1 protein-coding gene is annotated in these 13,066 nt (G+C 43.8%); it reads left to right on the top strand.

Going from position 1 to position 13,066, the window contains the following annotated elements; translation table 11 throughout:
- Positions 1-5: 5 nt before the first annotated feature.
- The gene (locus NSQ29_RS12430) at positions 6-12,992 is read left to right on the top strand and encodes a glycosyl hydrolase family 95 catalytic domain-containing protein (RefSeq protein ID WP_341125204.1); all 12,987 of its coding nucleotides are present in this window, start codon (positions 6-8) and stop codon (positions 12,990-12,992) included.
- Positions 12,993-13,066: the final 74 nt, after the last annotated feature.

Below are 13,066 nucleotides of genomic sequence, written 5' to 3'. Positions count from 1 at the left end.
AGTGAATGATCTTGATTAATATCAAACCTTTAGCTAAACGTTTGACTGTGAGCGCTTTATCATTGAGCTTAATTATTCAGAATCCTATATCAGTTCCCATAGCTAAAGCAGAACATGTAAGCGCAATCAATAGAATGTCCGATGCCCCGGAAAATAAATTGTCACTGTGGTATCGACAACCAGCATCAAATTGGGAAAGTGACGCACTTCCAATTGGCAATGGTCTTATGGGAGGAATGGTCTTTGGTGGCATCGAGCAGGAACGTATTCAATTAAATGAGAAAACGTTGTGGTCCGGCGGACCAGGCTCTTCTTTTGTCTTTAATTGGCCTTCTACAGATGAACCAACGACTTCTAACCCATATACATTCGGTAATCGTGAGGGTGGTGTAGATCATTTAGAGAGTGTCCGAGCTAAACTCCGCGAGGGGGATATCGATGGTGCTCACAAAGAAGCAAATGAGAATCTTACAGGCTTGAATGAAGGCTTAGGAAGTTATCTAACCTTTGGCGACTTGTATCTGGACTTTGAGAAGTCAGCAACAAGCAATGTAGAGAATTATCGTCGTGAGCTTGATCTTGAAGACGCGATATCTCGAGTTAAATACTCGCTGGATGGAGTAGAGTATACTCGTGAGTACTTTGTCAGCTATCCAGATAAAGTAATGGTTACACGTCTGACAGCCAATCAGCCAGGTAAGTTATCCTTGGATGTACGCCCGACAAGTGCTCATGGAGGAACCATCACGGCTAGTGGTAACAACATTAATATTAGGGGCAATGTACAAGATAACAATATGCTATATGAAGCGAACTTCCGTGTACTAAATCAAGGTGGAAAGATAACACCAGGTAACGGTATGATCCATGCAGCAAATGTAGATTCGCTAACCATTCTTACGTCATTAGGCACCAACTATGCCAACAGCTATCCTACTTATAGAGGTAATGATCCGCATAATGAGGAAGTGGCGATATTAGATGCCGCTGAGAGTAAATCTTACGAAACACTACTAGAGAACCACAAGAAGGATTATAAGTCTTTGTTTGATCGTGTGAAACTAGATTTGGGAGAGTCTAAACCTACGATTCCGACTGATGAGCTCTTAGCTACCTATTCGGGAACGAAAAGTAAAGCACTTGAGGTTTTATTTTATCAATATGGGCGATATTTGTTAATTTCATCTTCTCGTCCGGGTTCACTACCGGCCAACTTACAGGGCGTATGGAATGATTCAAATAGAGCGCCTTGGAGCAGCGACCATCATTTTAATATCAATATTCAAATGAACTATTGGCCAGCGATGGTAACGAATCTCTCGGAGACAATGACACCACTGATCGATTACATAGATTCGCTGCGTACTCCGGGGCGTATTTCTTCTGAGAAGTATTATGGCATTTCTGGCGCGTGGTCGGTTGGAGTAGCGAATAATCCATTCGGATATACTGCGCCTGGATGGGATTTTGATTGGGGCTGGTCGCCGGCATCCAATGCTTTTATAGCAAATAATATTTGGGAGAGTTATAAATTTTCTGGAGATATTGATCTACTGAAGTCACGAGTTTATCCAATTTTGAAGGAAACGGCACAATTTTGGACTAAGTTTTTAGTAGAAGACTCAGATGGAACATTGGTATCCACACCTTGTTTTTCTCCAGAACAAGGTACGATCAGCACAGGATGTGCTTACGATCAGCAGCTTGTACAAGACTTATTTACTAATTATTTGGAGGCTAGTACAACCTTAGCTGTTGATTCTGATTTTCGTGCGGAAGTCCAAAGTAAATTAAAACAAGTATCTCCAATTAAGATTGGAAAGTATGGTCAAATTCAAGAATGGAAAGAAGACATCGACGATCCTAATAACAAGCATCGTCACTTGTCTCAATTAGTTGCCTTGTATCCTGGCAAGCAAATTAACAAAAATACACCCGAGCTCATGGAAGCAGCTAAAGTGTCGTTACAGCATCGTGGAGACGAAGGTACAGGGTGGAGCAAAGCTAACAAAATTAACATGTGGGCTCGTGCGCAAGATGGTACACATGCACATACCATTCTGGAAGGTCAGCTTACCGGAAGTACATTAAATAACTTGTTCGATACGCATCCACCTTTCCAAATCGATGGCAACTTTGGTGCTACGTCCGGTATGTCTGAAATGCTGCTGCAAAGCCATTTGGATAATATTGATGTTTTGCCGGCGCTTCCTGCATCATGGCCAGAAGGAAGCTATTCAGGCTTAGTTGCCCGCGGGGGATTTGAGGTTAGTGTGAAATGGTACCATTCAAGAGCTACAAATATCAGCGTCAAATCAAACAAAGGTAATCGTGCAGTGATTGCCTATCCAAACATAGCAGGTGCAAGTGTCATAAATCAGGTTGGGGAGAAGGTAAATTATACTGTAGACAATAACAATCAAATTTCCTTCGACACACAAGTTGGAGACGTTTACTCGATTGTTTCAATTCCTCTTCAAGACGGACAAATGTATAAGATGACAATGAAGAACAGCGGTCATTTACTGGACATTGAAGGGGCATCAGAGCAAGAGCAAGCAGCAGTTATTCAAATGCCAGAATCGTTATCTAGCAGTCAGCAGTGGTATTTAGAAAGTGTAAGTGATGGCTACTACAAAATTACTAATAACACGAGTAAAAAAGTGATTGCCGTATTAGATTCGTCAAAGGATGATGGTGCGAAGCTCGTACAGCAAACCTATACATCAGACAAATCATATAATGATGAATGGCTACTCGTAGATAAAGGGAACGGTTATTATCAGTTGGTTAATCGCAATAGCGATAAAGCTCTAACGGCATCAAGCATCAGCACAGAGAATGGGACACAGCTGATCCAATCTTCAATAACCGATTCAGATGAGCAATTATTAAAAATTGATCCAGTAAGAGATTTATATGATCAGCAGAAGTTCAATCTAACGGTTCAACATAGCAATCTTCGTATGGACGTAAATGAAGATTCAAAAGCAGACGGCGCCGCAATCATACAATGGACCGCAGGTTCAGGCTGGAATCAGCAATGTATGTTTATGAAGACAGATCCAGGCTATTACAAAATTATTTCAATGAGCAGTTCAAAAGCATTGGCTGTAGAGAATGCTTCAACAGCAGATGGTGCGGGAATTATTCAAGCCACTTTCATCGGTGATACGAACTACAAAGATGAATGGTCTGTCGTAGATGTAGGTGATGGTTACTTTCAATTGAAAAACCGGGCTAGTGGCAAAGTCATTGAAATGCCCGATAACCGTTTATCAAACGGTGAACAATTCGTGCAAAATAAAGCCGGAACAGGAAATAATCAGAAGTTTGTATTTTCGTTAGATAGAACCGTGAACGACAATGCAACTGGATCAGGAAGTGATCAGTTTGTATACAGTTCAGGTTGGGACTATACTACTTCCGAAGGTGGGGCATTCAGTCGTGACAACCACTACTCTAACAAGGCGGGTTCATACGCACTTTTGCGTTTTACTGGCTCAAAGGTGCAATTGTATGGAGCTAAGAACGATAATCAGGGGATTGTTGCGTTTTCCATCGACGATGGTCCTGAACAACTGGTTGATACTTACGCCTCTTCGCGTTTAGATCAACAACTGCTTTTTGAAAGCTCGGAGATGTTGAATCAGGAGCATGTGCTCAAAATCCGGGTGACAGATCAGAAGAATGCCAATGCAAATAACACATTTATTTCAGTCGACCGTGCGGATATTCAGTCTCGTGTAGTTAAGGGCGTGAATAAATCCGAAGATTATTATAAACAAACGAAAGAAACAATTAATGGGGTTAACTATAGTGTGATAACTCTGAATTATAAAGGGGAAGACGCAGGGGATGCGGTTAGAGCAGCAATTGAGGCTGTTAAGAAGGCGCAAAAGCCTGCTATTCTAGACTTTCCGACGGATACTTATCACTTTAAAGCATCAACCGCGAATAAAGTGCAATATTTCATTTCAAATACATCAACTATCCAACAGACGCCAAGCAGCACTCGAAAGGTAGGTCTTCTATTCAAAGATATCGATGATCTTACCATTCGTGGGAATAGCTCAACCTTGTTGTTCCATGGTGTGATGACGCCTATTGCATTTGACCATGCGACAAATATCAAGGTGAATGGAATTAACATTGATTTTAACCGTCCAGTAGTTTCGGAGATGACCGTTACTGAAGTAGGCGATAACTACATGAAAGCGAGCATTCATCCGGACTCATGGTACTCTATTCAGAATAATCAATTAGTATGGTTCGGAGAAGAGAACTGGACAGAGAATGGAACTCAAAATGTACGAGTTGTGCAAGAGTATAATCCCGTCACTAAACAAACTTGGAGAGTGGCTAATCCTCTCGACAGCTCAACAAGCGCGAAGGATCTCGGTAAACGTGAGGTGCAATTCAATTTCTCTAAAAGCCCGAATGTGACGGTAGGAAACACTTTTCAGCTACGGGATACAGCTAGAAGAGAACAAGGCGCATTGATTTATCGAAGCAAAGATATTGCGTGGTCTGATGTCAATTTCTACGCTGTTCCGGGGCTGGGAATTGTCAGTCAATATAGTGAAAATGTAGCGATCGATAAGATGAGCTTTGCACCTAAGGCAGGAAGTGGACGAACAAACGCTTCGATGGCTGACTTCCTGCAAGTTTCGGGAAGCAAAGGCGATATTCAGGTGTCGAACTCCTATTTTGCTGGAGCGCAAGATGATGCCATTAATATTCATGGTACACATCTGCAGATTGTACAGATTCCGGCATCCAATCAGGTGAAGGTCCAATTTATGCATCCTGAGAGCTGGGGCTTTGATGCATTTGCCGTCGGGGATACGATGGAGTACATCAATAAATCTACTTTGCTTTCTAAGGAAAGTGCTGTGGTCACCAACGTAACACGTATTAATGATACTCAAATTCTCCTTACTCTAGATAAGACGGTACCTTCATTGATAACTGAGAATGACTATGTGGTGGAAAATGCTACATGGACACCGAAGGTTAGCATTACGAATTCTACGTTTGAAACGATTCCGACTAGAGGCATTCTCGTGACAACGCGTGGTCCTGTCCGAATCGAGAATAACACATTTAATGGTATGCAGATGAGCGCAATCCTGATCGCTGATGATGCGAGCAGCTGGTACGAATCTGGAATGGTAAAGGATGTCTTGATCCGCAACAATACGTTTAATAATAACGGGAATGCGGTGATTAGCGTTGAGCCGAGCACCTCTCTGACGAATCACGATAAGACTGTACACAGTCATATCGTGATTGACGGTAACCAGTTTAATAAACCGGACGGCAACTCTGAGATTTATGCAAAGAGTGTAGACGGCTTTACGTTTACGAACAATACCGCGAATCAAGGTGGTTTTGACCTTGCTTTGGATGCATCCAAGGATGTTACCATAGCGGGAAACAGCTTTAAAGAAAGCGATGTTGATAAAAAAATCAACTTCAATCGCATGATTCCTGGCACGGACTCCGTGGATGGAGCTCAAGGATTTGTTGTTACGCGAACGAATGATTATACACCTGACGGTTCAGAAGCAACTGAGATTCCGCAAAGTGAAATGACAGCGAAAGCTACCAGTCATCACAGCGGAGAAGAAGCGGGTAATGCCATTGACGGAGATCCCTCAACCATCTGGCATACAGAATGGGAACCTATTGCGGAGTTGCCACAATCGATAACTTTAGATCTTGGGAAACCAAGAATGATATCTAAACTAAGGTACTTACCAAGACAAAATGGGGCACAAAACGGAAATATTACATCTTATGAGCTATTAACAAGCTTGGACGGAATATCATTTACACGGTTTACAAGCGGAAGCTGGAGTGATGACAGCAATGAGAAAATTGCAACATTCGCTCCGATTACAAGCAGATACCTGAAGCTTACTGCTACTGCAGGTCATGGAGGCTATGCATCTGTGGCAGAGCTCCATGTTAGCAAAGATGCTAGTGACGTAGGGTATCAGGAATTAGTTAAGCTTATAGCGAATGCACAAAGCAAGCATGATGGCGCCGTTGAAGGAAGCAGCATAGGGCAATATCCGGCTGGTTCGAAACAAACGCTACAGGCGGCCATTAAAACAGCACAACAAGTCATTAATAGCACTTCAATCACATCACAGCAGTTACAAAAGGCTTACGATACCTTGAATACCGCGCTACAAACCTTTGAATCGCTCAAAATTAATGATTCGAATGCCAAATCTATCACGATCACAAGCACAACTAACCGTATTAACGTTAAAGGCGGAAGTCTTTCATTAGGGGCAGTCGTGCTTCCGGTTGATCAGCCAGTGACATGGAGTGTCTTTGAAGTGGATGGCACTGCAACAGATAAAGCGGTAATCAATCCATCTGGTGTGTTGACGGCTGCGAAGGATGGAAATGTAAAAGTCATTGCAACGGCGACGAATGATTCTTCTCTCTTCGGTGAAAAAGTTATTATCATCACTGGTCAAAATGATGAGAATCCATCTACTGATCCGACGAATCGTGAGGAATTAAATTTCAACATAGGTTGGTTATTCAAACGTGAAGATGTAAGAGGAGCCCAAGAGGCAAGTTTTGACGATAGCGCCTGGGAGGGAGTAAATCTGCCTCATAGTGTGCGTCTGGAGCCAAAGATCAGCGGCGGCTCTAATCAAAGCTACCAAGGCTTTGCAACGTATCGAAGACATTTCACACTCGACAATTCTTACAGCGGGAAGAAGCTATTTATAGAATTCGAAGGTGCGATGATCAACGCTGAAGTGTGGATAAACGGCACTTATCTAGGCGTCCATCACGGAGGCTACACCCCTTTTACATTCGACATCACGAAATATGTTCAATTAGAGGGGGCAACGAACGTCATTACAGTCAAGCTTGATAACAGAGATGACCCACAAACGCCACCTGGCAAGCCGCAAAGCGGTTTGGACTTTCAATATTTCGGCGGACTTTATCGAGATGTTAAACTGCATGTCATGGACAATTTACACGTTTCCGATGCTATATACGCAAATAAGGTGGCGGACGGTGGCATCTTTGTTACTTACCCAGAGGTGAGCAAAGAGGAAGCGACGGTGCAGGTGAAGACAAATATCATCAATGAATACACGAGCGCTAAGAACACCAGTGTAAAAACCACGATTGTAGACAGCAATAATCAAGTGGTTGCCACAATGGTGAGTGATCCACAGAAAATAGGAGCGGGAAGCGATCATACATTTGTCCAATCGACGACGATATCCAAACCACAGCTTTGGCATCCTGACCATCCTAATCTGTATACGGTGTATACGGCTGTGAATGATGGAGCTGCTTATGTTGATAGCTATAAGACCCGTATCGGGATTCGTCACATTCAATTTACACCTGATCAAGGTTTTCTTATCAATGGTGAAAAATTAATGTTAAATGGCGCAAATCGCCACCAAGAGTATTTGTATGTCGGTAATGCAATGCCTAACTCTGGACAGTACAGAGACGCTATGCAGCTTCGAGAAGGCGGTTTCAATAATGTGCGTACGGGTCATTATCCACAGGATCCTGCGTTCCTGGATGCGGCAGACGAGCTTGGATTGACTGTCATCGCCCCAACGCCAGGCTGGCAGTTCTTCGGAGATTCTGTCTTCCAAGAGCGTTCTTATCAAGCCATACGGGATATGGTACGCCGTGATCGAAACCATCCGAGTATTATTATGTGGGAATCCAGCTTGAATGAAACGTTCTACTCGCTGGAGTATGCACAAAACGCACATAATGCTACCCATGAAGAATATCCAGGAGATCAGACATACACATCTGCAGAATACGGATTCTTCGGAAAAGAAGTTTATGATGTGAACTACAAAGAATTAGATACAGCATTCAAACCACTCTTTACAAGGGAATGGGGAGATGATTGGTCGGAAAGCGCAACAAGTCCTACGGGATATCGATCAGTCCGCAAAGTGGGCGAAACCGACATGCTCAACTCCATCATCATGCGTCAAAAGGCGCTAAATGGTGAAGGCTACTTCGACTGGGCGGGCCTCAATGCCAATCCACGTATAGCCGGACATTCAGTTTGGAGCTTTAGCGACAACAACCGGGGTATGGATTCTGACCCGGCATATTCAGGCCTAGTGGATCTGGATCGTTATCCGAAATTTAATTATTATTTCTTCCAAAGTCAGCGTAATCCTGATGTGAAGCTAAGTGGTATCGACTCTGGACCGATGGTTTATATCGCTAATTATTGGACACCATCTTCATCTAGGAATGTTACAGTAACTAGCAATACGCAGCAAATTAAACTTTATTTGAATAATAAACTGATTGATACCCGTAGTCCTGACAGCGGATTAAAGTATGTCGCCCATCCGACATTTACTTTCAACAATGTTCCTTGGTCAGCAGGAACGTTGCGGGCTGATGGACTGATTGATGGTGAGGTCGTCGATTCTCATACCGTGAATACGCCGGGACAGGCGGATCATTTGGCGGTTGAGTACGATAAGAAGGGGAAGGAACTTGTTGCAGACGGCTCCGATCTGGTAATGGCTTATATTACGGTGCGGGACGCTAACAACAATATAGTTCCGACAAATGATGTTTCAGTTTCTTTAAACTTGAGTGGCCCAGGAGGGCTCATCGGAAATGGTGAGACACGAACCTTTGCCAATCCGGTTGCCGTGGAAGGTGGCGTTGCCGCTGCGCTTGTGAAATCTTCTCTTGTGGATGGCACTTTGAAATTAACGGCCTCAGCGAGCGGATTGCTGTCGGGAAGTGCTGAAATTACCAGTGTTCCAAATCAAAGTATGTTTGTTCCCGGTGGAAGTGATGGAGGAGACAACTGGTTTGAAGGTGAGAATGTTGCCTTAAACAAAACCGTTAGAACAAGCAGCGAGCAAAGCGAAAATCCAGGAACGAACGGAAATGATGGAGATGAGACTACTGGATGGACAGCTACAAACAGCAATTCAGATCAATGGTGGGAAGTAGATTTAGGAGAAGCCTATAACATTACGGGATCTGAAATCGTTTGGGCGAATAGTAGCTCCTATAATCAGTACAAAATTGATGTATCCGAAGATCAGGGGAACTGGACGACCATTTTGGATAAAACCAAAAATACGATAGCAACAGCACAGCAGAGGGATAAGCTTGTTGCTAATGCTCGGTATGTACGCGTAACGTTAACGGGTGTGCAAACCGGTCAGGCTAGTTTCAACGAGTTAAAAGTGTTTGGCGTAGCTCCGTTTCAAAATCAGGCGACTCAGCGCCCAGAGTTGGTAAATGTCGCATTGAATAAATCCGTCAGCGCAAGCAGTTCGTTAACTGGCAACGAAGCTTACAATGCAAACGACGGAATCAATGCCACATGGTGGGAGGCTAGTAGCAATGCCCCTGGATGGTGGCAAGTGGACCTAGGTGCCTCCTACAATTTAACAGGCAGCAAAATCCTTTGGGGAAGGGATAACATCTATTACACCTATAGAATAGAGGTTTCCTCCAACGGTAAAGAATGGTTACAAATGGCGGGCCGCTCGGCCTCAGGTCAAGATATGAGACCAGACAACTATATGGCAACTGGGGTTAGATATGTACGGGTATCCGTAGATTCACTAGCAGGGGGCAGTGGAAAAGAGAAACCAGCGATCAAGGAAATTCAAGTCTTTAGTGATCCTCAGAACGTTGCGCTTAATAAGCCCGCTACCGCAGACAGCTATCAAAGCAACAACCCAGAAGCGGCTGGTAACGATGGGAATGAAACGACTCGTTGGAGCGCGGCCGACGGAGATGTCGGACATTGGTACAAGGTAGATTTAGGGGGGATTTACGATTTATCGGGTACTCGAGTGAAGTGGGAAATGGATAATAAAAAGTATGGATATCAAATTGAGGTTTCAGAAGACGATGTAAACTGGGCATCCGCAGTAGAAAAGTCAAGCTCACAGCAAGTGCAGTTCGACTATTTCAATACGCACGCAAGGTATGTACGAATTCATGTGACGGATATGTCCGATGGTTGGGCAAGTTTTTGGGAATTTGACGTGTACGGCGCAGTTCCGATGGATACGTCGTTGATCCCGCAATCGCAAATGACAGCTACGGCAACGAGTGAAGAGACAAGTGGTGATAATAATGATGCTTCGCAAGCCATCGATGGGAACCCGGCGACAATCTGGCATACGAAGTGGGATTTGTCTAATCCGCTTCCACAGTCGATCACCCTTAATCTTGGGAATACACACGTCATTTCGAAATTAAAGTATTTGCCAAGGCAAAATGGGGCACAAAACGGAAATATTACTTCTTATGAGTTATTAACAAGCTTGGATGGAGTCAACTTCACACCGGTTACTAGCGGACGCTGGGATGATGACAGCACTGAGAAAAACGCAGAATTCACTCCGGTCGCTAGTAGATACCTAAGACTTACTGCTATCGAAGGTCATGGTGGATTGGCTTCCGCGGCAGAGCTTAACATCGTGAAGAATGAAATGGATATAGACTATCAAGACCTTGAAGTGCTTATCATGAGTGCACAAAGCATGCACGACAATGCTATTGAAGGGACTGAAGATGGCCAGTATCCAGAAGGTTCAAAACAAACATTGCAAAAAGCCATTGATCAAGCGAAGAAAGTACGCGACAGCTTATCTGTTACGCAGCAGCAATTGCAGCAAGCGGCGAATGACTTAACTGCTGCGTTGCAAGCGATGGAGGAGAGTATCAACAATCATGAGATGGTGCAATCGATCACGATTACAAGTGAATCATCAGTGATTACGACTAAGAACGGAACGCTCCAATTAGGCGCTACCGTACTTCCTACCCATGCTAATAAGTCGGTAACATGGGCTGTGTATGAAGAAGATGGCACAACAGCAACGGACAAAGCGAACATTGATCTCTCCGGTTTGCTGACGGCTGTGAAAGATGGAACCGTGAAGGTGGTCGCCACAGCAACGGATGGCTCTGGTGTTCATGATGAAATGGATATTACCATAAGTGGTCAAACGGACATTATCGATCCAGGCACTGATACTGTGAATGTTGAAACGATTAACATCACAAGCTCAGGAAATGTGTCCGCGATTACTGCTAAGAATGGAACTTTGAAACTAGGTGCTACCGTGCTACCTGCTAATGCTACGAATAAGTCAGTAACATGGGCTGTATACGAAGTGGATGGTATAACAGAAACGGATATCGCAACCATTGATGTATCCGGTTTGCTCACAGCTGTGAAAGACGGGACTGTGAAGGTGGTAGCTACAGCAGTTGATGGTTCTGGTGTCCAAGGAGACATGGTTATAACCATAAGTGGTCAAACGGACATTATCGATCCGGGTACTGAAACAGTGTATGTTGGAACGATTGACATCACTAGTGTGGGTAATGTGTCTACGATTACTGCTAAGAACGGAAGCCTGCAATTAGGCGCTATCGTGCTGCCTGATAATGCTACGAATAAGTCGGTAACATGGGCTGTATTCGAAGCTGATAGCCGAACAGCTACAGATAAAGCGACCATTGATGTTCATGGTTTGCTGACAGCTGCTAAGGATGGCATCGTAAAAGTGGTTGTAACTGCAAATGACGGCTCCGGAGTAATTGGAGAAAAATCCATAACCATTACAGGACAAAGCAATCAATCTGGTAATGAAAACGGAAATGGCAACGGTAACGATAATAGTAATACTAACAACAGCAGTGGAAACACAACTACGCCACAAGTCAAAGAAGATCCGAATCGCTATGAACTGAAAGAAACGGAACTACGGATCTCAACGCAAGACGGCCACACGTCGGTGACGGCGGTCATTGATAGCAAGCGATTGGCACAGAAATTAGCTGATCTCATGGCAGCTAAGGATCGTTCGGTTCTTCATTTTGAAATTCCAGGAGAGCATGACTTGAACGCTGTAGAGTTCCCTCTTCCAATTCTGTACAACAGTATGAAAGGAAGTAGCGAAACTATTTTCACCTTACGAAGTCATTTGGGTTCTTATGACCTTCCGCTTTCCATTCTGAATCGTGAGGATGTGGAGAAGGCTGCTAAAGATGAGGGTGCTACCTTAGTCATTCGAATCGATAATTTGACTTCACAGCAGGATCAAAAGTTCGAACATTCTAAATTAGAAAAAGGCTTGAAGCGGATAAGTGACATCATCGCATTCAAAGTCATTCTTAAATCGAATGATAAAGAAGAGGAGATCCAACATCTGGAGAATTCTTTTGTGACGCGCGTTATGTATATGAATGGTGTCATTCAAGATCCTTCGACTGCAACCGCTGTTATATTCGATCCGGTTACAGGACAAATGCGCTTCGTGCCATCGGTGTTCACTGTGAAGGACGGAAAGACTGAAGTCACAATATTCGGTCCAGCAAATGGTCTATACACCATCGTTCAGAACAAGAAAACATTCGATGACATGATGGGACATTGGGCGCAAAAGGATGTTGAGACGTTGGCATCTAAACTGATCATTAACGGAATGTCGGATCGGACGTTTGCATCAGCAGGCCAAGTTACACGTGCTCAATTTGCGGCACTACTGGTAAGAGGACTGGGGTTATCGACGGAGTCATTATCGAATGTATTTGCAGATGTTAGTGCCACGGCGTGGTATGCGGAGGACGTGAATATAGCTGCGAAACTCGGGTTGGCTCAAGGCATAGGCGAAGGGAAATTCAGCCCGAATACAATCATTACAAGAGAGCAAATGGTCGTGATGATCATGAAAACCGTTCAGCTCATTCAAGGAGATTATAGAGCAGAAGCTCAAATACGGACTCCATTTGCCGATCAGGACCAAATCTCTGATTACGCTACCCAAGCAGTAACAGAAGCGGCAAGCAAAGGATTAATCAAAGGTAAAACAGAAACAACATTTGCTCCGCAAGATGCAGCAACACGCGCTGAGGCTGCAGTGATGATTAAACAGCTTTTGCAATATTTGAAGTTTATGAATTAAGTAATATTAAATAGGCTCGGTTCAAACGATAAGTTTGAGCCGAGTTTTTTTGTTTCGTTGGAGCATCTAAGTAC

The sequence above is a fragment of the Paenibacillus sp. FSL F4-0236 genome (genome assembly GCF_038000135.1).
In the GTDB taxonomy this organism is placed as follows: domain Bacteria; phylum Bacillota; class Bacilli; order Paenibacillales; family Paenibacillaceae; genus Paenibacillus_AQ.
Note: the sequence above shows the minus strand (reverse complement) of the source record. Positions and strands in the feature narration are given on the sequence as shown.